At 64.3% G+C, this 21,522-nt stretch carries 25 protein-coding genes and 1 pseudogene; 20 read left to right on the forward strand and 6 right to left on the reverse strand.

Features of this window, described 5'->3' with window-relative positions; all coding sequences use genetic code 11:
- Positions 1-206: 206 nt before the first annotated feature.
- Both ACE04I_RS15935 and ACE04I_RS15940 read right to left on the reverse strand, forming a co-directional pair.
- A complete protein-coding gene (locus ACE04I_RS15935; RefSeq protein WP_046795716.1) occupies positions 207-683 on the reverse strand; it encodes a VOC family protein in 477 nt (158 codons plus the stop codon).
- Between the two features lie 397 nt (positions 684-1,080).
- Complete coding sequence (locus ACE04I_RS15940) at positions 1,081-1,707, reverse strand: outer membrane protein (RefSeq protein ID WP_046795715.1); 627 nt, start codon at positions 1,705-1,707, stop codon at positions 1,081-1,083.
- Positions 1,708-1,919: 212 nt separating this feature from the next.
- Here ACE04I_RS15940 and ACE04I_RS15945 point away from each other — a divergent pair, with 212 nt between their 5' ends.
- On the forward strand, positions 1,920-3,308 hold the full coding sequence (locus ACE04I_RS15945; protein ID WP_052760456.1) for an MFS transporter: 1,389 nt from the start codon (positions 1,920-1,922) through the stop codon (positions 3,306-3,308).
- Between the two features lie 96 nt (positions 3,309-3,404).
- A complete protein-coding gene (locus ACE04I_RS15950) occupies positions 3,405-4,865 on the forward strand; it encodes a protein adenylyltransferase SelO (RefSeq protein ID WP_487207277.1) in 1,461 nt (486 codons plus the stop codon).
- Between the two features lie 48 nt (positions 4,866-4,913).
- Here ACE04I_RS15950 and ACE04I_RS15955 read toward each other — a convergent pair whose 3' ends face one another.
- From ACE04I_RS15955 to ACE04I_RS15965, 3 genes are read right to left on the reverse strand one after another with little or no spacing between them, the layout of a single operon-like run.
- Positions 4,914-7,151 (reverse strand): xanthine dehydrogenase family protein molybdopterin-binding subunit, encoded by a 2,238-nt coding sequence (locus ACE04I_RS15955; RefSeq protein ID WP_487207278.1) that lies wholly within the window; start codon positions 7,149-7,151, stop codon positions 4,914-4,916.
- Between the two features lie 11 nt (positions 7,152-7,162).
- Positions 7,163-8,179, reverse strand: a complete 1,017-nt coding sequence (locus tag ACE04I_RS15960; RefSeq protein WP_046795712.1) for an FAD binding domain-containing protein — start codon at positions 8,177-8,179, stop codon at positions 7,163-7,165.
- On the reverse strand, positions 8,176-8,691 hold the full coding sequence (locus tag ACE04I_RS15965; protein ID WP_046795711.1) for a (2Fe-2S)-binding protein: 516 nt from the start codon (positions 8,689-8,691) through the stop codon (positions 8,176-8,178). Before ACE04I_RS15965 ends, ACE04I_RS15960 begins: the two co-directional genes overlap by 4 nt.
- 160 nt (positions 8,692-8,851) lie before the next feature.
- Between ACE04I_RS15965 and ACE04I_RS15970 the strand changes: the two genes are divergently transcribed.
- From ACE04I_RS15970 to ACE04I_RS16040, 15 genes and pseudogenes are all read left to right on the forward strand, one after another.
- A complete protein-coding gene (locus ACE04I_RS15970) occupies positions 8,852-9,097 on the forward strand; it encodes a BrnT family toxin (protein ID WP_046795710.1) in 246 nt (81 codons plus the stop codon).
- A complete protein-coding gene (locus ACE04I_RS15975) occupies positions 9,094-9,417 on the forward strand; it encodes a BrnA antitoxin family protein (protein ID WP_046795709.1) in 324 nt (107 codons plus the stop codon). The genes ACE04I_RS15970 and ACE04I_RS15975 overlap by 4 nt, the downstream gene beginning before the upstream one ends.
- A 238-nt stretch (positions 9,418-9,655) precedes the next feature.
- Positions 9,656-10,315 (forward strand): hypothetical protein, encoded by a 660-nt coding sequence (locus ACE04I_RS15980; RefSeq protein WP_245282127.1) that lies wholly within the window; start codon positions 9,656-9,658, stop codon positions 10,313-10,315.
- Positions 10,316-10,556: 241 nt separating this feature from the next.
- The gene (locus ACE04I_RS15985) at positions 10,557-11,816 is read left to right on the forward strand and encodes a DNA-packaging protein (RefSeq protein ID WP_046796037.1); all 1,260 of its coding nucleotides are present in this window, start codon (positions 10,557-10,559) and stop codon (positions 11,814-11,816) included.
- A gap of 334 nt (positions 11,817-12,150) precedes the next feature.
- Complete coding sequence (locus ACE04I_RS15990; protein WP_046795708.1) at positions 12,151-12,765, forward strand: glycoside hydrolase family 19 protein; 615 nt, start codon at positions 12,151-12,153, stop codon at positions 12,763-12,765.
- 53 nt (positions 12,766-12,818) lie between these two features.
- Entirely contained in the window at positions 12,819-13,127 is a 309-nt protein-coding gene (locus tag ACE04I_RS15995) for a Dabb family protein (RefSeq protein ID WP_046795707.1), read from the forward strand.
- Positions 13,128-13,279: 152 nt separating this feature from the next.
- A pseudogene (locus ACE04I_RS16000) lies at positions 13,280-14,487 on the forward strand (phage portal protein).
- A 54-nt stretch (positions 14,488-14,541) separates the two neighbouring features.
- Positions 14,542-14,802: a CopG family ribbon-helix-helix protein gene (locus ACE04I_RS16005; protein ID WP_046795705.1), complete on the forward strand. Its 261-nt coding sequence runs from the start codon at positions 14,542-14,544 to the stop codon at positions 14,800-14,802.
- Positions 14,802-15,107 carry a type II toxin-antitoxin system RelE/ParE family toxin gene (locus tag ACE04I_RS16010; RefSeq protein WP_046795704.1) on the forward strand — a complete coding sequence of 102 codons (306 nt, stop codon included), beginning with the start codon at positions 14,802-14,804 and terminating at the stop codon, positions 15,105-15,107. Before ACE04I_RS16005 ends, ACE04I_RS16010 begins: the two co-directional genes overlap by 1 nt.
- A 186-nt stretch (positions 15,108-15,293) precedes the next feature.
- Positions 15,294-15,611 (forward strand): DUF6107 family protein, encoded by a 318-nt coding sequence (locus ACE04I_RS16015; protein WP_046795703.1) that lies wholly within the window; start codon positions 15,294-15,296, stop codon positions 15,609-15,611.
- A 217-nt stretch (positions 15,612-15,828) separates the two neighbouring features.
- The gene (locus ACE04I_RS16020) at positions 15,829-16,410 is read left to right on the forward strand and encodes an HK97 family phage prohead protease (RefSeq protein ID WP_046795702.1); all 582 of its coding nucleotides are present in this window, start codon (positions 15,829-15,831) and stop codon (positions 16,408-16,410) included.
- Positions 16,407-17,660 (forward strand): phage major capsid protein, encoded by a 1,254-nt coding sequence (locus tag ACE04I_RS16025; RefSeq protein WP_046795701.1) that lies wholly within the window; start codon positions 16,407-16,409, stop codon positions 17,658-17,660. The genes ACE04I_RS16020 and ACE04I_RS16025 overlap by 4 nt, the downstream gene beginning before the upstream one ends.
- Before the next feature lie 123 nt (positions 17,661-17,783).
- The gene (locus ACE04I_RS16030) at positions 17,784-18,353 is read left to right on the forward strand and encodes a head-tail connector protein (protein ID WP_046795700.1); all 570 of its coding nucleotides are present in this window, start codon (positions 17,784-17,786) and stop codon (positions 18,351-18,353) included.
- 2 nt (positions 18,354-18,355) lie between these two features.
- Positions 18,356-18,691 carry a phage head closure protein gene (locus tag ACE04I_RS16035; RefSeq protein WP_046795699.1) on the forward strand — a complete coding sequence of 112 codons (336 nt, stop codon included), beginning with the start codon at positions 18,356-18,358 and terminating at the stop codon, positions 18,689-18,691.
- Positions 18,688-19,095: a DUF3168 domain-containing protein gene (locus tag ACE04I_RS16040; protein ID WP_487207279.1), complete on the forward strand. Its 408-nt coding sequence runs from the start codon at positions 18,688-18,690 to the stop codon at positions 19,093-19,095. Before ACE04I_RS16035 ends, ACE04I_RS16040 begins: the two co-directional genes overlap by 4 nt.
- Here the strand turns inward: ACE04I_RS16040 and ACE04I_RS16045 are convergent.
- Entirely contained in the window at positions 19,090-20,295 is a 1,206-nt protein-coding gene (locus ACE04I_RS16045; protein ID WP_046795697.1) for an MFS transporter, read from the reverse strand. The two genes, ACE04I_RS16040 and ACE04I_RS16045, sit on opposite strands and share 6 nt — an antisense overlap.
- Before the next feature lie 122 nt (positions 20,296-20,417).
- Here ACE04I_RS16045 and ACE04I_RS16050 point away from each other — a divergent pair, with 122 nt between their 5' ends.
- Genes ACE04I_RS16050 through ACE04I_RS16060 form a run of 3 tightly spaced genes read left to right on the forward strand, consistent with a single transcriptional unit; the run spans position 20,418 to position 21,468 of the window.
- Positions 20,418-20,828 (forward strand): phage major tail protein, TP901-1 family, encoded by a 411-nt coding sequence (locus ACE04I_RS16050; RefSeq protein WP_046796036.1) that lies wholly within the window; start codon positions 20,418-20,420, stop codon positions 20,826-20,828.
- On the forward strand, positions 20,825-21,181 hold the full coding sequence (locus tag ACE04I_RS16055) for a gene transfer agent family protein (RefSeq protein ID WP_046795696.1): 357 nt from the start codon (positions 20,825-20,827) through the stop codon (positions 21,179-21,181). The genes ACE04I_RS16050 and ACE04I_RS16055 overlap by 4 nt, the downstream gene beginning before the upstream one ends.
- 35 nt (positions 21,182-21,216) lie before the next feature.
- On the forward strand, positions 21,217-21,468 hold the full coding sequence (locus tag ACE04I_RS16060) for a rcc01693 family protein (protein WP_280950069.1): 252 nt from the start codon (positions 21,217-21,219) through the stop codon (positions 21,466-21,468).
- Positions 21,469-21,522 lie beyond the last annotated feature (54 nt).

Genomic DNA, 21,522 nt, shown 5'->3' on the forward strand with positions numbered 1-21,522 from the left:
GCAGAGGGGGGTAAGCAACGGCTCCTGCTCCAGTATTCGGAACTCTTGAGGTGCTCAGCATGTTCTTCTTCCAGGAGGAGATGAACATGCAACGTGTTCCGAACCACCATCACGATCTGGCGTTCTATATCGGGCTCAATCTGGCCCTTGCCTGCGCGATCCTGGCAAGCATGTGGCTCTATTGACGGCGGGTGCCGAGCGCCTGCCTAGCCCCTGAACGCCCGCTCCAGCTCTGCGATGTCGAGCTTCACCATCTGGAGCATGGCTTCCGTCGCCCGCTTCGCCGCTTCCCGATCGGGGTTGGCGACCATATCGCCGAGGCTGCGCGGAGCGATCTGCCAGGAAAGGCCCCAGCGATCCTTGAGCCAGCCGCATTGCTGGGGCGAGCCGCCGTTTTCGAGGAACGCGTTCCAGATGCGGTCGATTTCCGCCTGGCTCTCGCATTGGACGGCGATTGAGAAGGAATAATTGAAGGCTTCCGGGCGGCGGGCTTCGAAGGCGGAAAAATTCTGCCCGCCAAGCGAAAGCTCGACGATGATGACGCTGCCGGGCGGGCCGCTCGGCGTTTCGGTGGGCATGGTGGTTTTGCGGATGATCCGGGAATTCGGAATGATCGAGATGTAGAATTCGACCGCCTCGGTCACTTCCTTCTCGAACCAGAGAGTTGAAACAACGTGCGCCATCGGGGTCCTCCTTAGTACCGCTGGTATGTCGCCAATGACGACATGGGCCAAAAAATCCGGAGCGCATTGCGAGGCGCTCGGGGACGTTCACGAACGAAGGACGTTTGAAGTTTGGGGAAACCGACACATGCCGGCGCGAAAAAATGGGGCGCGTGCGCGGGCAAATCCGGCTCGCTGCCGGCAACGTCAGGGGCCGGAAAAGCCGCGCTGGTCCGCCAGGGCGCGGGCCTTCCGGCCGATGACGCAGTACGCCCTCAGAAAAAGTGGGGGCCCGGCCGTTTTTCCCGTCCGAGCCCCCGGCAGTTCTGTTTTAGGCATGAGGATGATGGCATATCCCGAGGATTAAACATCACCCTTTTGGGGGAGGCGCGCGAGGCGCCTCCGAATTTCTCTGTTTTTAGAACTTCACGCCGATGCCGACGTTGATGACATGCTGGTTGAAGTCGGCGTCGAGGCCACCGAGATCGCCGCTGCCGAAGTCGTTGTAGCGATATTCGAGGCGTCCGAAGACATTGTCGGTGAAGGCATAATCGAGGCCCGCGCCGAGCGTCCAGCCGTGCAGCGTGTCGTCTTCGTCGAAGCCGGGGCCTTCCAGCTTGACGTTGGTGGCCGTCCAGCCGCCTGCCGCATAGAGCAGGGCCCGGTCGAAGGCATAGCCGACGCGGCCGCGTACCGAACCGGAGAAGCCGGACTTGGCCTCGAGGCCGCCGCCATAGTCGTGGTCGTTCCAGTCGTAGTTCACGTCGCCTTCGATACCGACGACGAAGCCGCTGGACATCTGCCAGTTATAGCCGACGAAGCCGCCCATGCGCCAACCGTCGAAGGATTCGTCGCCGAGGATTTCGATATCGCCGTCACCCCAGCCATGGCCGCCATGCAAACCGATATAGGGGCCGGCCCAGGTGAAGACGGGCGTCTCCACGGCTACGGGAGCCTCGGGGATCTGTTCGACAGCGTCAGCCGCATAAACTACGGAAGACGCGGTCATGGCGGCCGACGCTGCGAGGATGAAAATTGCCTTCATGATTCTTCCCTCCGTTGAGTGGTGCAAAGGATGGTAGGGCAATTCTCTTAAAAAGCTGTAGCTAAAATATCACGCCAGGTAGAAACCGCACCCTTGAGCGCCCCCAGATAAGCCCATGAAATGGCACATATATAATTTTGGTGGTCGCCATTGACCTCAACTGGACTTGAGGTTGTAGCTTCCCCGCCGACTTGAAAACCACGGGGATTTGCGTGTCAAACACAAGAAATACGGAATGGTCGGCGCTGTTTGCCGGCAACCATGGGCTCATGCTGGGCCTGATCTCGGCGGGCATCGGCCTGCATGCCTTCAACCAGTTCGCGATCGTCGCGGCCATGCCTCTCGCCGCCGCCGAACTCGGCGGCATGAGCGCCTTCAGCTGGGCCTACAGCCTCTATTTCATCGGCTCCATCGCGGGCGGCACGGGCGCCGCTTCCTTCCGCGACCGCTTCGGCACGCGGGCCGCTCTTCTCTTTTCCAGCTTCGTCTTCGCCGCCGGCGGGCTGATGGCGCTCGCCGCTCCCACCTTCTCCTGGATTCTCGCCGGGCGATTGCTGCAGGGCATCGCCGACGGGCTGATCGTGGCGATCTGCTACAGCCTCATCCCGGCCAATTTCCCTTCCGCGCTGATCGCCAAGGTGTTCGCGGTGGAGGCGGTGGTCTGGGCAGTGACGGCGCTTGCTGGCCCGGTGGCCGGCGGATGGCTGACCGAGGCCTTCTCCTGGCGCATCTCCTTCCTTGCGAGCGCACCGCTGCTTCTCCTGCTGCCGGTCTTCGTGCTGGCCGCAAAGCCGCGCACCACCGAGGCCGCGGCCACCCACTTCCAGCCGGTCTCTATCGGCCTCTGCCTTGCCGCCGCGCTCGTATTGTCGCTTTCGGCCGTCATGGAGCGGGCGGAGATGCAGGTTGCCACGCTTTCGGCCGGCGCCGGGCTCTTCATGCTGACGCTGAGGCTCGACGGCCGGGTGGGGAAAAAGCTCTTCCCCGAAGGCGCCTTCCGCCTCCGCTCGGTGCTCGGCCATGGGTTCTGGGTCCTGTTCCTGATGTCGGCCGCCCATTCGGTCGGCAGCGTCTACCTGGCGCCGATGGCGGCGGAAACCTGGGGTTACGGCCCGGCGGCGGTAGGTTACATCGTCGTGCTGATGGCGCTGACCTGGAGCGTGGTCGCCGTGGTGGCGAGCTGGGCGAAGAGCCTGCCGCGACGGCATTTCTGGCTGCGGAGCGGCCCGCTCTTCCAGTTTGTCGGCTTCATCGCCATCGCGATTTCGCTCAGCGAGGGTTCGATCTGGCTGCTGATCTTCGGGCAGATGGCGATCGGCACCGGCTTCGGCACCGCCTGGGCGAATGTGAACCAGGCGGCCATGGAGGCGGCGACGCTCGCCGAGCGGGACCTCACCAGCGCGCTTTTGCCGACCATCTCCACCGCGGGCTATGCGGTGGGCGCCGGCCTTGCCGGCATGATCGCCTCGGCAACGGGTCTGGTGGAAAAGCTCGCGGCGGGTGAGGCAAGCGGCCCGGCCGCCTGGCTCTACGGCGTTGCCGCGGCCGGTGCGCTCGTGACCTTCCTGCTCGGCTTCGGGGTGAGGTTGAAGGCGGAGTAAAGTCGGGCGCAACCAATCCGCTTTTTCCTTGTTCGGAGAATCGGCTGTTCCCATATTGAAGGGAGCGGCCGATACCGGCCCCCAAGGGAGTTCTGCTTGTTCCAGTTCGACAATTCCTACGCCCGCCTGCCGGACAGGTTCTACGCCTCGGTCTATCCCGAGCCGGTGGAAGGCCCTGTCCTCTTGAAATTCAACGAGGCGCTGGCGGCGGAACTGAAGATCGAAGCGGACCTGACTGACCCGAAGCGGCTGGCTGCCATGCTGGCCGGCAATGTCGTACCGCAAGGGGCCGCACCGATCGCCATGGCCTACGCCGGCCACCAGTTCGGCAGCTTCGTGCCGCAGCTCGGCGATGGGCGGGCGATCCTGCTCGGCGAGGTGGTGGACGCGAGCGGCCGGCGCCGCGACATCCAGCTCAAGGGCTCGGGGCCGACGCCCTTTTCCCGAAGGGGTGACGGGCGGGCCGCGCTCGGGCCGGTGCTTCGGGAATATATCGTTTCGGAAGCCATGCATGCGCTCGGCATCCGCGCCACGCGGGCTCTTGCCGCGGTCGCGACCGGCGAGCCGGTCTATCGCGAGCGGGTGGAGCCGGGCGCAATTTTCGTGCGGGTCGCGGCGAGCCATGTCCGGATCGGCACGTTTCAGTTCTTCGCCGCGCGCGGCGACAATGAGGCGATCCGGCTCTTGGCGGATTACGTGATCGGGCGGCACTATCCCGAGCTTGAAGGCACGGAAAAGCCCTATCTGGCGCTGCTACGCGCCGTGGCGCTGGCGCAGGCCGATCTCGTGGCGCGCTGGCTCGGCATCGGCTTCGTCCATGGGGTGATGAACACCGACAACATGACGATTTCCGGCGAGACGATCGATTTCGGACCTTGCGCCCTCCTCGACGAATACGATCCGATGAAGGTTTTCTCCTCCATCGACCACATGGGCCGCTATGCCTATCGCAACCAGCCGGGGATCGCCCAGTGGAACATCGCGCGGCTGGCCGAATGCCTGCTGCCGCTGCTCGACGAGGATCAGGATAAGGCGGTGGACGAGGCGAATGCCGTGCTGAAGGAGTTCGGCGAGCATTTTCAGGCGCGCTGGCTCGAGGTGTTCCGCGCCAAGATCGGGCTCTTCCGGCAAGAGGAGGGCGATGGCGATCTGGTGCAGGCGCTGCTCGGCGCCATGCACGAGGGGCAGGCGGATTTCACGCTGGCCTTCCGGCGGCTTTGCGATGCGGCGGAAGGATCGGACGAGGCCTTTCTTTCCGGCTTTTCCGAACCGGAAAAGGCGCGCGAATGGCTGGCGACATGGCGGGAACGGCTGGCGAAAGAGCCGCAGTCCGATGAGGTGCGAGCCGCTGCGATGCGGACGGTCAACCCGGCCGTCATTCCCCGCAATCACCGGATCGAGGAGGCGATCGTTGCCGCGACCGCCGGCGACATGCAGCCTTTCGAACGCCTGCTGGCGGCGCTGGAACGGCCCTATGAGGATATCGCCGAGTTTGCCGATTTCACCGTGCCGCCGAAGCCCGAGGAGCGAGTGATGAAGACGTTCTGCGGGACGTAGATCGGCTACGCAGTGTTGCTGCCCCTCATCCGCCTGCCCAGCCCCGCCTCACGCTCCCAGAATTCTATCAACCGTAATGGGAAGATGCCGGATGCGCTTGCCGGTGGCGTGGAAGATGGCGTTTGAGACGGCGGCGGCGACGCCGACGATGCCGATCTCGCCGAGCCCCTTGGCGCCGATCGGGCTCACCTTGTCGTCCTCTTCCTCCACGAAAACGACCTCAATATCCTCGATATCCGCATGGGCGGGCATATGATATTCTGCGAGATTGTGGTTCATGATCCGGCCGGTGCGGTGGTCGATCATGCCTTCCTCGTGAAGCGCCATGCCGATGCCCATGACGACGCCGCCGAGAATCTGGCTGCGGGCTGTCTTGGGATTGAGGATGCGCCCGCCGGCGATCGCGCTGACGACGCGGGTGACGCGGGGGATGCAGAGATCCTCATCCACCTTCACTTCCACGAAAACGGCCGAATGGGTGTAGCTGATGAACTTCTTCATCTGCGCCTCGTCCGGCTCGATCTTGCCGTGCTCCTCGATGAAGGAGACGCCGGCGGCGTCCATGATATCGCCGATCGAAAGGCCGATCTGGTGGTTGCGTTCGAGCACGAGCCGGCCTTCGCTGATGGAGACGTCTTCCTCCGATGCGCGGGCAAGCGGTGAGTTCGGCATCCCCTTCGCGTGGGCAAGCAGCGTTTTGACGGCCGCTTTCGAGGCGACCTGGACGGCCGAGCCGGAGGAGGCGGCGGTGCGCGAACCGCCCTCGACGCCGGTCTTCGGCAGGGTGGAATCCCCGATCTCCACCTTGACCCGGCCGAGGGGGACGCCGAAGGTCTCGGCAGCGATCTGACCGAGGATGGTATAGGTGCCGGTGCCGATATCGGAGGCGGCCGCCGAGACGGTGACCGCGCCATCGACTGAGAGGCGCACCCGGGCTTCCGCCGGCGCGATCGACGCTTCCCAGACGCCGCCCGCCATGCCCCAGCCGACGAGATCGTGGCCTTCGCGCATCGAGCGGGGCGAGAAGGAGCGCCGATCCCAGCCAAAACGGGCGGCGCCTTCCCGATAGCAGGCGTCGAGCGCCTTGGAGGTGAACTGCTTGCCCTGGTTCTGGTCGTGGTCGGCGAAGTTGCGGCGCCTCAGTTCCAGCGGGTCGATGCCGACCTCGTAGGCGAGTTCGTCCATGGCCGTTTCGAGTGCCGTGACGCCGGTGGCGGCACCCGGCGCGCGCATGTCGCCCGGCGTGGAGACATCCAGCTTGGCGAGTTCGTATGAAAGTCTGACATTGTCGCATCGATAGGCGAGCCCGGACCAGTTGACGACATTCTCCTGATAGTCCTCGTAGCGCGAAGTGGCCTGCACGGCATGGTGCATGACCGATTGCAGGCGGCCGTCGCGATCGGCGGCGAGCGAGACCCGCTGGACGGTGGCCGGACGCCAGGTGAGATAGAACATCTCGCGGCGGGAAAGCTCCACCTTGACCGGACGCTGGAGATCGAGACTCGCCATGACGGCGAGGAAAAGCTGGTGCTTGGGGCGCAGGCCCGCGCCGAAGGCTCCGCCGACGAAATCGTTCCTGACCTTCACCTTTTCAGGATCGAGGCCGAAGACATTGCAGACATAGGCCTGGGTGTTCTGCGGCCCCTGCGTCTTGTCATGGATGGTGAGGCCGCCGTTTTCGAAGAGCACCGTCGTGCCGAAAAGCTCCATCGGATTATGGTGCTCTCCTTCCAGCACGTATTCGGCGGAGACCGTGCATGGCGCGGCCGCGAAGGCCTGTTCCGGCTCGCCGCGGGGAGGGGGCGGAACCATGCTCTCGCCGCGCGGCTCGGCCGGAACATAGCTCTGCCGCCTTTCGCGGAGGATATCGGTATGGGGCTCGTCCGCGATGTAGCGGATGCGGATGAGGGAGGCGGCATCTCGCGCGGCCTCGAAACCCTCGGCGATCACCAGCGCCACCGGTTGGCCGTCGTAAAGGATGCGTCCGTTTTCGAGCGGCCGGAACGGGTGGCCGGGCACGGCGGCTGTGTCCTTCCACTTGTCGTCGCTTTCCGCCGTTTGGGGCCGGCTTTCATGGGTATAGACCTTCACCACGCCGGGAAAGCGCTCGGCCTCGGCCGTGTCGATCTCCGCGATGCTGCCGGCGGCAACGGTGGAGACCGCGACGAAGCCGTGCAGCAGGCCCGGCGCGTGATGCTCGGCGGCATAGTGCGCCTGGCCGGTGACTTTCAGCGGCCCCTCGATGCGGGAGAAAGGAAAGCCGACGATCCGCGAATGATTGAGCATGGCGAATTTCTCTATTGGAAGGCTTTGACGGTCTGGTCCTGCGGCGTGCCGGCGGCCGCCTGGGAGAGCGCCCGCACGATTGCCCGATGGGCGAGCGGGATCTTGAAATCATTGCCGCCCTGGCCCTTCGCGCCGGCCAGAAGCCGCACCGCGACCTTGCGGAAGGTCTCTTCCGTCGGCGGTGCGCCGGCGAATTCGGCCTCCGCCAGACTGTCGCGCCAGGGCATGTGGGCCACGCCGCCGAGCGCCACGCGCAGATCGACGATCTCGCCATCGGCAATATCCATGGCCGCGGCGACCGAGACCAGCGCGAAGGCAAAGGAAAGCCGGTCGCGCAGTTTCAGGTAGCTGTGATGGGGGACGAAGTGATTGCCCTCCAGCCGGACGGCGAGAACCATTTCTCCCGGAGCCAGCGTGTTGTCGCGCTCCGGATGATCGCCGGGCAGCCGGTGGAATTCGGCAAACGGGATATAGCGGCGGCCTTCCGGCCCCTCGACCTCGACGGTTGCGGCGAGCGCCGCCAGCGCCACACACATATCGGATGGGTGGACGGCGATGCATTTGTCGCTGGCGCCGAGAATGGCATGGATGCGGTTGACGCCGCCGATCGCCGAGCAGCCGGAGCCCGGCTCGCGCTTGTTGCAGGGGCTCGACGGATCGTAGAAATAATAGCAGCGCGTGCGCTGGAGCAGGTTGCCGCCGGTGGTGGCGGCGTTGCGGAGCTGCGGCGAGGCACCGGCGAGAATGGCACTAGCAAGCAGCGGATAGCGTTCCTTCACACGAGAGTCGTAGGCGACGGCGGCATTGCTGACGAGCGCGCCGATGCGCAGGCTGCCGTCCGCAAGCTCCTCAATCTGCCTGAGCGGCAGGTGGTTGATATCGATGATGGCGGCGGGGTGCGCCACCTCGTATTTCATCAGGTCCACGAGATTGGTGCCGCCGGCAAGCAATTGCGCCTCGGGATTGGCGACAAGTGCGGCAACGGCCTCGCGGACGGTTTCGGCGCGGGTATAATCGAAGGGCCTCATTCCGCCGCCTCCCGGAGAACCGCCTGGTTGCCCATGACCTCCTCGACGGCGTCGGCGATATTGGTATAGGCGCCGCAGCGACAGAGATTGCCGCTCATCAGCTCGCGGATATCGGCGCGGGAATGGGCATGACCTTCGGCAAGCAGGCCGGCGGCGGAACAGATCTGCCCCGGCGTGCAATAGCCGCACTGATAGGCATCGTGCTCCAGGAAGGCCTTCTGCAGCGGGTGCATGTTTTCCGGCGTGCCGAGCCCTTCGACGGTGGTGATCTCGGCGCCGTCGACGCTGACGGCGAGCTTGAGACAGGAATTGATCCTCTCGCCATCGATGAGAACCGTGCAGGCGCCGCACTGGCCCTGATCGCAGCCCTTCTTGGTGCCGGTGAGCTGCAGGGGTCCGCGCAGAAGATCGAGAAGCGTGACCCAGGGGTGAAGCTCGAACCGGTGGCGCTCGCCGTTGACGGTGAGCGTGACGGGTATGCTGGGGAGGGAATGACTTGCGCCGGTCTCCATGGTCTGCCCTTTCCACGATCGGTTGGCCCACGATCGATTGGCGACGTAACCCCGGGATTTGGAAGATGTTCCTTCCTGAACAGGAAATAAACTTTAGATTGCATTATTATTGTACGTACGATATTTATTGAAATCTGGGGGATGCGGGGGTTAGATTGGCGTGAAGATCGTTTATGATCCGCCGAAGCGTTTGAGGAACCTCGAGAGCAGAGGCCTCGATTTTGAAGACGTCGACATGGAGTTCTTTGCCTCGGCGGTGGTCTTTCCGGCAAGGGATGGCCGCTACAAGGCCATCGGCTTCCTGAACGGGATGATCATTGCGGTTATCTTCAGACCGCTTGGAATGGAGGCGATCTCGATCGTTTCCATGCGACGGGCCAGCCGAAAGGAAAGGCAAGCGTTATGAGCAGGAAACGGATTCCAGAAATTTCAGATGCCGAGGAGGCTGAAATCCAGCGGCAGATTGCCCAAGATCCGGAGGATTGCGAGATAAGCGACGAAGAGATCGCCGAGGGTGGCAAACCGTTTCGCGAGGTCTTTCCCGAACTTTATGGCAGCATCCTGCGTTCGCGTGGTCGGCCGCCGCTCGAAACGACCAAGACACCTGTCACGATCCGCCTCGATCCCGATATCGTCGAACATTACAAGGCCAAGGGAAAGGGCTGGCAAAGCCAGATGAATGACGACCTCCGGAAGGCTGCGGGGTTGAAGGCCGGTCGGCGATAAAAATCGCGTGGATAGGAAAATAGTCCTTGACGGCGTGACGGTAGTTTGGTAGGTTTTGGTTATCGTCGAAGAATTGCGACCGGCGGGTAGCCTTGAGAGGCAGACGGTCGCAAGGCTTCCAGTCAATTGGCCCGGCTCAAGCAGACCGGGCTTTCTTTTTTCCAGGATTTCGGCAGCGTTTCGTCGGTGGTGGTTTAAGGCCGCCGGCGCGGTTTCGCGTGCCTTTTGGATATCGGCCATGAATGAATTCGAGACTTTCGAACCGGCGCTTTTCGGGCTCTGGGCGGAACGGCCGCGCTATGACGAGGCCGTGCGCATGGAGGATTTGGACCTCGCCAAAAGGGTGCGCGGCGTGCTGCTGGAAACCAAATCGGCCGAAGGGACCCGTTCCGAGGCCGAGGAACTGCGGCGGCTGCTCAACGAGATGACCGTGGAGATGCGCGCGCAGTTTTCGACCTTCCGCAAGCTGCGCGCGACCGCCGAGGCGCTTCTCGACGGCGGCGACGAGGCGGCGCAAAAGCTCGCCCGCGCCGACGTGAAGGCCGCGACCGACGCCATGTCGCTGATCGTGCGCACGCTCGAAAAGGTGGACGCCCTGCAGCGCCAGCTTGCCCGCGACCGGGAAGCGGAGGCCGAGCGGCAGGCGGAGGAGGGCGGTTATGAGGAGGCCAAGGCCCGCTTCATGAAGCTTATCGAGGACCGTGCCAATGAAAACGCTTTCCGCCTTTACGAAGCATGGAAACGGGATGGTCCACCGACCTCAGTTATCGAGAGGGTTGGGCGCTGCGCCGCCGAGCCAGCGGACATTGCGGCGGGCGCAGGAGCGGACGGCGGGCAAGGCATTGTTGCTTTCGAAGCGGCTGAATCAAGGCGTACGGACAATCGCGGCCGTGCGTGAGGAAAGCCTGGAGGCCGTGAGGCAAGGTAGCGCGCTTGGCGAGCGGATAACAGACGGTGTCGCGATGGCCGATGGGCAGGTGCCGACCTTTGTTGATGAGAGCGCCGCAGGGTCACTTCCCGTCATCCCTGTGCTTGTCACAGGGATCCAGCAGCGCCGCGGCGGCGGCGCGGAAGAGTCTTTTCAGCCCAAAGACTTGGGCTGGCTGGATTCCTGTGACAAGCACAGGAATGACGGAGATATGTTGGCTCCGGAGTGTTCCGATCCCTACGCCGACTTCATTTTCGGCCTCGACCGGGACTGGGATTTCAATGGCCGTTCCGAACAAAAGCCCCCCGAAGGCGATTGGCGCACCTGGCTCGTTATGGGCGGGCGGGGTTCGGGCAAGACGCGGGCGGGCGCGGAATGGGTGCATGCGCTGGCTTGCGCCTCCGAGCGTTCGAACCTGAGGATCGCGCTGGTGGCCGAGACGCTGGGCGATGCCCGCGAGGTGATGATCGACGGCGTTTCCGGCATTTGCCGCATTGCGCGGGGCAAGCGGCCGGAATTCGAGATCTCGCGGCGAAGGCTCGTCTGGCCGAACGGGGCCGTGGCGCAGATATTCTCCTCGGAAGATCCGGAGAGCCTGCGCGGACCTCAATTCCACTTTGCCTGGTGCGACGAGCTCGCCAAGTGGAAATATCCGGAAGAGACTTTCGACATGCTGCAGTTCGGTCTGCGGCTCGGGGCCGATCCGCGCCAGCTCGTGACGACGACGCCGCGGCCCGTGCCGGTGCTGAAGCGGCTGATCGCCGAGCCGGGAACGCGGCTCGTGAGGATATCGACCAGGGAAAATTCCGGCAACCTGGCGCCGGGCTTCATCCAGGCGCTCGAAGGGCGTTATGGAGGCACACGACTGGGAAGACAGGAACTCGACGGTGAGCTGATCGAGGACCGTGAAGACGCGCTCTGGAAGCGCGACGACCTCGAAACCTGTGTGATCCGCTTCACCGGAGCGCTGCGGCGCATCGTCGTGGCGGTCGACCCGCCCTCGGGCGCGGGAGCAAGTTCCTGCTGCGGCATCGTGGTGGCCGGGATCGAGGCGGGCGGACGCGGCGTGGTGCTGGCGGACTGCTCGGTGGAAGGGAAAAGCCCCGCCGGCTGGGCGCATGCGGTGGCGAGAGCCTACGAGCGTTTCCGGGCCGACCGGGTGGTGGCGGAGGTCAACCAGGGCGGCGAGATGGTGGCGGCCATGTTGAAAAGCGTGGATGCGAACCTGCCCGTGACCATGGTGCGGGCGACGCGCGGCAAATTCCTGCGCGCCGAGCCGGTGGCCGCACTCTACGAACAGGGGCGGGTGGCCCATGCCGGAAGGTTCGCCGAACTGGAGGACCAGATGTGCGACTTCGGACCCGACGGGCTCTCCTCAGGCCGTTCGCCCGACCGGCTGGACGCGCTGGTCTGGGCGCTGACGGCGCTGATGTTCGAAGGGCAGGGCGAGCCGCGCGTGCGCGGGATCTGACGCCCTGGCTCGTCTCGCTTAAGGGCGTTTCAAGGGGATTTGAACGGATGGTGCGGGCGCGTTTTCGCGCATCTGCTGCCATTCGGATTCGAGGCGATCCAGCACATGCTGTGGGATGGGCTGCTTGGCCGGGGCGTTATCGACAGCGACTGGGGCAGATTGGTGCATCATCATGATCTCCTTTCAGCGAGCCATCTAACGTTGCTTCCTTCCTCTTGGTTCCACAGGGTTTCGCAAAAGTAAATCACCCGCCTAACGGCTTAAAACGATTTAGTTTTTCTAAACCGATTGAAACTTTCGGATTTCCTCAGAAACGTTTGACAGGGAGGGCGGCATGGGTGTCGACCGGCGCTATTTCTTCGATTGTGCGCGGGCCGAAATCTTCGGCGGCAGGCTGCGGGCAAAGCAGGTGGAGGGGGTGAGCGCGATTCTCGACGGCTGGGAAAAACGGGCTCCGGAGGGTGACCGGCAAGCGCTTGCCTATGTGCTGGCGACGGCCTTTCACGAGACCGCCGGCACCATGCAGCCGGTGCGCGAGACGCTGGCGAGGACCGATGCCGCAGCGATCGCCAGGCTGGAAAAGGCCTATGCGAGCGGCCGGCTGCGTTCTGTGAGGACGCCCTATTGGTGGCCGGATGCGGAAGGGAAAAGCTGGCTCGGACGGGGGCTCGTGCAGCTCACCCACCGGCGGAACTACGAGGCCATGTCGAAGCTGACCGGCGTGGACCTGGTGGCCGATCCGGCCCGCGCCATGGAGTTGGAGATTTCGGTGACGATCCTGATCGAGGGCATGCGGGCGGGCTCATTCACAGGCCTGAAGCTTGGCAATTATTTCGGGCCCGGCCGGTCCGACTGGCTGGGCGCGCGGCGCATCATCAACGGCACGGACCGGGCAGAACTGGTGGCCGGGCATGGAAAGGCGTTTTGCAGGGCGCTTGCCGGGGTTTGAGGCCGGGCGGATATGTGATAGCCGCGTGGCGTTGCATGAGACCGGAGTGAGACATGATCCGCCATATCGTCTTCTTCACCGCCCGGAGCCGGGAGGACCGCGACGCGGTGCTTGCCGGCCTGTCGCTGCTGACCGAGATACCGCATGCGCGGCTCCTGGAGATCGGCAGCAATGCGAAGACCGACCAGCTCGGCAACGTGGTGGATTTCGTGGTCTATGGCGAGTTCGACGACGAGGCAGCGCTTGCCGCCTACAAGGCGCATCCACTTTACCAGAAATCCATCGAGCGGGTTCGCCCGCTCCGGGAAATGCGGATCGCGGCGGATTATGATGCGGACAAGGCGGCGAAACGGCCGGTTTGATGGTTATTGGCGAATAGCGAATAGCGAATAGCGAATAGCGAATAGTGAGTAGTAAATAGTAAATAGAAGGCGAGGACTGTCTGCCTTTTGTCTCGTTACTCATAACTATTCGCCATTCGCTACTCCCTATTCGCTTCAACAAGGATTTTCCGATGAAATCTCCATTCCGGCTGCCGTGGGCCTCCACGGCGGAACGACGGCGCGTGCCTGCTGAAAAGCATATCGAGGCGAAGATGGCGGGCGGTTTCGCGATCGTTGCCGGCGAGGGCGCGGCGCACTGGTCCGGCCGCTCCTATGCGGCGCTTTCGCGCGGCGGGTTCATGAAGAACCCGGTCGCGCATCGGGCCGTGCGGATGATCGCCGAGGCCGCGGCGGCGGTACCCTGGCTTGCCTATGACGGCGCGACCGAGCTTGCCGAGCACCCCGCTCTCGGACTGCTCGCGCGGCCGAACGGCCGGCAGAGCGGACCGGATTTCTTCGAGGCGCTCTACGGGCACCTGATGCTTTCCGGCAATGCCTATGTCGAGCCGCTGGCGCTCGGCGGGGAGCTACGCGAACTGCACCTGCTTCGCCCCGACCGAGTGAGCTTGGTGGAGGGCCGCGACGGCTGGGTGGTCGCCTACGATTATCGCGCCGGCGGGGTGACGCGCCGGCTGCCGGCGGGGTGACGCGCCGGCTGCCGGCGGAGGCAACCGAGGGGGGACAGGGCCTGGCGCTGCTGCATCTCAAGCTCTTTCATCCGCTCGACGATCATTCGGGCTTTCCGCCGCTTGCGGCCGCGGGTGCAGCACTCGATCTTCACAATGCGGCGGCAAGCTGGAACAAGGCGCTGCTCGACAATTCGGCCAGGCCTTCCGGTGCGCTCGTCTACCAGCCGAAGGATGGCGGCAATCTCTCGCCCGACCAGTATCAACGGCTGAAGGACGAGCTGGAGGCCGGCTATTCCGGCGCGGTGAATGCCGGCCGGCCGCTGCTGCTCGAAGGCGGACTCGACTGGAAATCCATGGGGCTTTCGCCGAAGGACATGGACTTCATCGAGGCGAAGAACGCCGCCGCGCGTGACATAGCGCTGGGCTTGGGCGTGCCGCCGATGCTGATCGGCATTCCGGGCGACAATACCTATGCCAATTATCAGGAGGCGAACCGCGCCTTCTACCGCTTGACCGTGCTGCCGCTGATCTCCCGCACCGCCGCAAGCTTCTCCGCCTGGCTTTCGCAGGCCTTTGGCGAGCGGCTGCGGCTGGAGCCGGACCTCGACAAGGTGGCCGGGCTCTCCGCCGAACGCGATGCGCTCTGGGCGCGGGTGGGGACGGCGGCATTCCTGACGGATGAGGAGAAGCGGGAAGCGGTGGGGTATTAGTCGGGGTGGATATGGTGTATGTTGTAATACGCCGTATTACAAATGGAGGCTGCCATGACCAAGCCCGTTCTTTCCGATCCGATCACGCTTCGCCTGCCGCTCGACATCCTGGAAGACATCGAGAAGATCGCCGAGACGGCGGATCGCAGCCGGAGCTGGGTGATCGTCCGCGCGCTGAAATATTACCTGATGGCGGAGGGGAGTGAGGTGCTGAGCATCCGGCGCGGCCTGGAAGATGTCGCGGCCGGTCGAACCGTGGACGCCGACGAGTTTCTAGCTGAGCTCGATCGCCTCAATCGTGAGGATGCCGCCTGATGAAGGTGTTTCTCTCGGAAGAAGCCATACGCTATGTCGAGAGAGAAAGGGCGTATCTCGCTCAGTTCAGCCGACGTGCATCCGTAGCCTTTTCGGAACAGGTCAGGAGAGCTATTCAGCTTATCGGCGATCACCCTCGCGTCGGAACCGCGGTTGCGCCAGCCGAAGGAATTCGCCGCTTCGTATCGGCGCCCTATCATCTGGATTATATCCTCCAGGCTGACCGGATACTGATTGTTTCCATCATGCACGCCCGCCAGGGACCTGCCGATCTTGAGAAGGACGAAGACGACGTCTTCGAATGAACGCGGCTTCGGCCTTGCTGGCGCGCCGTTGAATCAACTTCTGAACTTCCGGACTCAAAGTCCGAACAAAACCCGCTAAGGGATTCGCAAGATTTGCGGAAATGGCATCCGGCGACTTCAACCGATGCTTTGCGGCGGCGTGCGTGCCCGCCGATCTATGTGCTTCACCTCAACAAGAGATTAACGATGGCTGACCTTGGCAACGAACCGGGCGTGTGGGCCGCGAAGGCCGTGGGTGCGACGGCGGGAGCCGGTATTTCGCTGATCTATCTCCTGCCCAAGAGCCGTCGCGAGGCGGCGAGCCGCTTCATGACGGGCATGAGCTGCGGGCTGATCTTCGGCGGTCCGACGGGACTGTGGCTCATCGAGCAGCTCGGCATCGCAGACGCTCTTTCCGGCACGGAGGTGATGCTGACGGGAGCGGCGGCGGCAAGCCTTTCGGCCTGGTGGGTGCTCGGCGCGCTTGCCCGAGTGGCGGAGAGGTATGGGGGAACGCGGAGGTAACTAACTGCCTCTTGTATTGCCCCTCCCGGCCTGCCGGCCACCCTCCCCACAAGGGGGAGGGAAACAAGCGGCCGGACCTCGTTCCAAAATGACCATTGATTCCTCCACCGGCCCTCAATCGGGAAGCCAGGCAGTGCGGCATATCTCCCTCCCCCTTGTGGGGAGGGTGGCCGGCAGGCCGGGAGGGGTGGCGAAAATCTCATAACAGGAGAAACCCATGCACGCTTACCGCGGGCCGCGTCCCGCCATGCGCAAATTCGCCAATCTCGAACTTGCCGGCGTGACCGGCGACGGGGCTTTTTCCGGCTATGCCAGCATCTTCGGCGAGGTCGATCTCGGCAAGGACACGATCGAGCGCGGTGCTTTCATGAACTCGCTCGTCGAGCGCGGCGCGAGGGGCGTGCGGATGCTTTACCAGCACGATCCGGCCGAGCCGATCGGCGCCTGGAAGGTGATCCGCGAGGATGCCCGCGGGCTCTATGTCGAAGGGGTGCTCTCGCCAGGCGTCGCCCGTGCCCGCGAGGTGCACGCGCTGATGAAGAGCGGAGCGCTCGACGGGCTTTCGATCGGCTTTCGCACCGTCAAGGCGCGGGCCGATGCCAAGACCGGTGTTCGGCGCATTCTGGAAGCCGATCTATGGGAAATCTCGGTGGTGACCTTTCCGATGCTGCCTTCGGCCAGGGTCTCCAACGTCAAGCATGCGCGGTTCTTCCGGGACAAGGAAACCGAGCTCGTCCGCCAGGTGCGCCGGGCGGCGAAACTCATGTTGAACTCCAGCTTCAAGGGAAAGACGATATGACGGAACAGGTGAAGATTGCGCCGGAGGTGAAGGCGGTGCCGGAAACGGTGACGGCGGCCTTCGACGATTTCATGGAAGCCTTCGAGACGTTCAAGGACACGAACGACCGCCGACTGGACGAGATCGAGACGAAGCTGACGGCCGACGTGGTGACGCGCGACAAGATGGATCGCATCAACCGCGCCATGGACGAGCAGAAGAGAGTGCTCGACCAGCTCGCGCTGAAGAAGGCGCGCCCGCCGCTTGGGCGTGGCGGCGGAGAGTTTTCGCCGGAAGCGACCGAGCACAAGGCTGCCTTCGACGCCTATGTGAGGCGCGGCGAGGAAGCGGGCCTGCGCGAGCTGGAAGCCAAGGCTTTTTCTTCCGGCGCAGGCGCCGACGGCGGCTATCTGGTGCCGCCGGAAACCGATACCGAGATCGGCCGCCGGATCTCGGCGGTCTCTCCGATGCGGGCGCTCTCGACCGTCAGGACCGTTTCCGCCGCCGTGCTGAAGAAGCCGTTTGCCGCGACGGGTCTTGCCACCGGCTGGGTGGCGGAAACGGCCGCGCGCCCGCAGACCGCCACGCCGCAGCTTTCCGAACTCTCCTTCCCGACCATGGAACTCTATGCCATGCCGGCGGCGACCCAGAGCCTGCTGGACGATGCGGCGGTTGACATCGAGGCCTGGATCGCCGGCGAGGTGGACATCGTCTTCGCCGAGCAGGAGGGCGATGCCTTCATCCGCGGTGACGGCGTGAACAAGCCGCGCGGCTTTCTCTCCTATCCCACGGTGGCCGAAGAGGTCTGGGCCTGGGGCAGCCTCGGCTATGTGGCGACGGGACGAGCGGGCGACTGGGCGGCGAACGGCCCTTCCGATACGCTGATCGACGCTGTCTATTCGCTGAAGGCCGGGCATCGCCAGAACGGCACCTTCATGATGAACCGTAGGACGCAAGCCGACATCCGCAAGTTCAAGGATGCCGACGGCAACTATCTCTGGCGCCCGCCGGCAGCGGCAGGCCAGCCGGCCTCGCTGATGGGCTTTCCGATCGCGGAAGCCGAGGAGATGCCGGATGTGGGGGCGGACGCCTTCTCGATCGCCTTCGGCGACTTCCGCGCCGGCTATCTCGTCGTCGACCGGGCGGGCGTGCGCATCCTGCGCGACCCCTATTCCGCCAAGCCCTACGTGCTCTTCTACACGACCAAGCGCGTGGGCGGCGGGGTGCAGAATTTCGAGGCGATCAAGCTGGTGAAGTTCGCGGCGAATTGATGCTCGCAAAAGCGAATAGGGAGTCGCGAATAGCGAATAGAGGGCGGCCATTGGCTGCCCTGTTTCGTCGGCTCTCCATCTATTCGCCAATTCCTATTCGCTATTCGCTTCCGAAGGACCCTCATGACCTACGCCCTGATCCATCCGCCCACCGCGGAGCCGCTGACGCTTGCCGAGGTGAAGGCGCATTTGCGCCTCGACAGCGGCGAGGAGGATGCGCTTATTCTGTCGCTGATCCGAACGGCGCGTCAGCACCTGGAGCGCGAGACCGGGCTTTGCCTGATTGCGCAGGGCTGGCGGCTCTATCTCGATCGCTGGCCCCGCGACGGCGTGATTCGAATTCTGAAATCGCCGGTGCAAGAGATTCAGAAGATTACGGTTTATGACGCGGACGGCACTGCTTCTGAAGTTCCGCTTGAAGATCACCTTCTGGACGGCGTGGGCCGCCCGGCACGGCTCTGGCTACGTGAGAGGCTTGAACTCGGACACGCGGCGAACGGCATCGAGATCGATTTTTCCGCCGGCTTCGGAGAGGCGGGCGCGGACGTGCCCGACACGCTGAAGCGGGCGATGTCGATCCATATCGGCCACATGTTCGCGTTCCGGGGGGCGATCTCGCCCGACCAGCAGCCGGCCGGCATTCCGGATGGATATGAGCGTCTGATCGGGCCGTTCCGGATGCGGAGGCTCTGACCATGGCGATCGTCTTCTTCGATCCGGGGCAGATGACCGCGCGGCTGGACCTGGAGGCGCCGAGTGCGGCGCCGGATGGCCAGGGCGGCGCGGTGACAGGCTGGGAAGTGCTCGCTTCCATGTGGGCGCGCATCGAGCCGGTTTCGCATGTGGTGAGGGAGGAGGCGGTGGCGGAGACCGGCACGGTGAGCCACCGCATCTGGGTCCGCTTTCGCGAGGACGTGCAGGCCGGGATGCGGTTCCGCAAAGGTGCGCGGACCTTCGTGGTGAAGCTCGTGCGCGATCCGGACGAGACGCGGCGTTATCTCGTCTGCCAGTGCGAGGAGGACGGCCGATGACGGCTGCGAATGCGCTGCTCGCGGCAATCCATGCGAGGTTATCCGGCGATGCGGTGCTTACCGGCCTCGTGGGGCGGGATGGTATTCGCGACCGCTGGCTTGCGCGCGCCCACATGCCCTGCATCGTCTTCGGGGAGATGGAGACGAGGAACTATTCGACCTCCACGGAAGAGGCGGAGGAACATCTGCTGACGCTGGAGATCTGGTCCGGCGCAGAGGGCCGCAAGGAGGCGGTGGAGATCGCCGGACGGGTGCGTGCGCTGCTCGACGATGCGGCATTGCGGCTCGATGGTGCGGTTCTCGTTAGTCTGAGGCACCGGGATCTGCGCATACGGCGTGAGTCTAAGTCGAAGCTGTTTTGCGCTGAAGTCCGCTTCCGCGCGGTGACGGAACCGGCGTCATGAGGCTTTTGTATGTGCCTTCCGCACCAGGCCGATCAGCATCATGATTGCCGCAAGGGCGACGAGCGCTAGCGCTATCGCGAAGACGATGGCCACCTGATAGCCGGCGCGGTCGAGGAGGGCCGTGAAGACCACGGGGGCCGCCGCATTGGCGAGATTTTGCGGCAGCGAGAGGCGGGCTGCCTGCAGCCCGTATTCCCGAGGCGAAAAGAGTGCGAGCGGCAGAAGCGCACGGGCGACGGCGAGCACGCCGGAACCAAAGCCGTAGAAGAGTATGAAGGCGCAGAGGCTGGCGGTCGAAGGCGGCAGGCCCAGAAGGCAGGTGAAGCCGAGCAGTATCATGCCGGTGCCGGCGATCGAGGTCAGCAGCGGATTGCCGCGCCGGCCGAGCAGCATGTCGACGCCGCGCGCCGATATGCCGATGACGCCGCGCGCCGCGGCGAGCTGCAGCGCGAATTCGGGCGTTGCGCCTGACTGGCGGAGCAGTTCGAGGAGAGAGGGCGCGAGGCCGAAGGTGACGAAGGAGGCGATGGTGGTGGTGGCCGCGACGAGCAGGAAGGCTTTCCTACGTTCGGCGGCCGAGAGTTCCACGGGCGCGAGATCGGCGCTCGCACCTTGTTCCTGGCGCGCGATCGGCTTCGGCAAGGCGAAGAGATAGAGCGGCAGGCATACGAACAGTTGAATGGCTGCGCAGGCGGCAAAGGTGAAGCGCCAGCCGATCAGCTCGTTGAGCAGGCTCAAGAGCGGCCAGAAGATGGTGACCGAGAGGCCGGTGAAGAGCATGAGGATGGCGATCGTGCGCTTGGCGTTCGGTCCCTCGCGTTCGACCACCGCGGTATAGGCCGGAGCGGACAGCCCGAATGCGCCGCCGATGCCGATGACGATCCAGGCGAGAATATAGATCAGCAGGCCGTTTGCGGCCGCCAGCATCGCAAGGCCCAGTGCGAACGCCAGGGCACCGGCGGCAAGGACGCGGGCCGCGCCGTGACGCTCGAGCAGACGGCCGGTCAAAGGCCCGGCAAGCGCGCTGACGATCATCATGATGGTGAGGCCGGCGAAGATGATTTCGTTCGCTAAGCCGAGTTCCGGCGCGATGACGCGCCCCATTACGCCGAGCACTTCGAAGCTCGTGCCCCAGCCGGCGAGCTGCGTGACGGCCAGCACCGCGACGGTCTGGATGGAGCGGATGGGAAGAGAGGCCATGGCGACGGGCAATAGAGGAGGGGCGTGCCGCCTTGCAGTAGCAGGCGGCGCATTCCGGCGAAAGCGACATTTCCATGACAGGCGCCCGGCGGCGCCTTTTTCATTTTGGAGAGGACGAGAAGATGGTGGCTCAGAAGGGCAAGGACCTGCTTCTGAAGATGGACGATGGTGGAAGTTACGTGACCGTGGCGGGGCTGCGTTCCAGGCGGCTCGCCTTCAATGCCGAGACGGTGGACGTGACGGACGCCGAAAGCGCCGGCCGATGGCGAGAGCTCTTGGGCGGGGCGGGCGTGCAGCGCGCCTCGCTGACCGGAGCCGGCATCTTCAAGGACCAGGCGAGCGACGGACTGGTGCGGACAGCCTTCTTCGCGGCGAGCATTCTGAACTGGCAGGTGGTGATCCCGGATTTTGGGACGGTGAGCGGGCTCTTTCAGGTGACGGCGCTCGAATATTCCGGCGACCACAATGGCGAGATGCAGTTCGAGCTGGCGCTGGAATCGGCCGGCGCGCTGACTTTCGGAGCGATCCGATGACATCGAGGATGGGCGGACGCGCGAACCGCAGGCGCGGCGAGGTGGAGGCGGTGATCGACGGCGAGCGCCGCATCCTCTGTCTGACGCTGGGAGCGCTGGCGGAACTGGAGACTGCGTTCGCAGCCGGCGATCTGAACGGGCTTGCCGAACGGTTCTCTACCGGGCGGTTGAAGGCGGCGGACATGATACGGGTGATCGGCGCCGGCCTTCGCGGCGGCGGCAACCTCTTCTCCGACGACGAGGTGGCCGCGATGAGCATGGAGGGCGGGATTGCCGGCTATGCGCGGATCGTCGGCGATCTTCTGGCGGCGACCTTTGGTGGTTCGGAGGAGGGGGTGACGCAAAACCCTTGAGAGCCGCAGCAGGCGGAGAAGCTGTTGCAGGAAAAGTGCCAGGCGGTTTTCCGTATGCACCTGCGACCAACGAAAAGCGAGCGGAGCCCTTTCCCTGGAAGGCGGCGATGCACGCCGGCTTCTGCCTGCTGCGGCTTTCCTCCAGGGATTTCTGGGCGCTGACGCCGTTGGAGCTTTCCGCCATGACGGGTGGAATGCGGCCGCAGGGCGGGGCTCTCGGACGGGACGGGTTGGAGGCGCTGATGCGGGCGTTTCCGGATTTGCCCCTCCCCGTCGCTTCGCGATGACCTCCCCCCTCAAGGGGGAGGGTAAGGCGGTGTTCCTCCATATTCACGGAAATG

Source organism: Rhizobium moroccans (assembly GCF_057559155.1).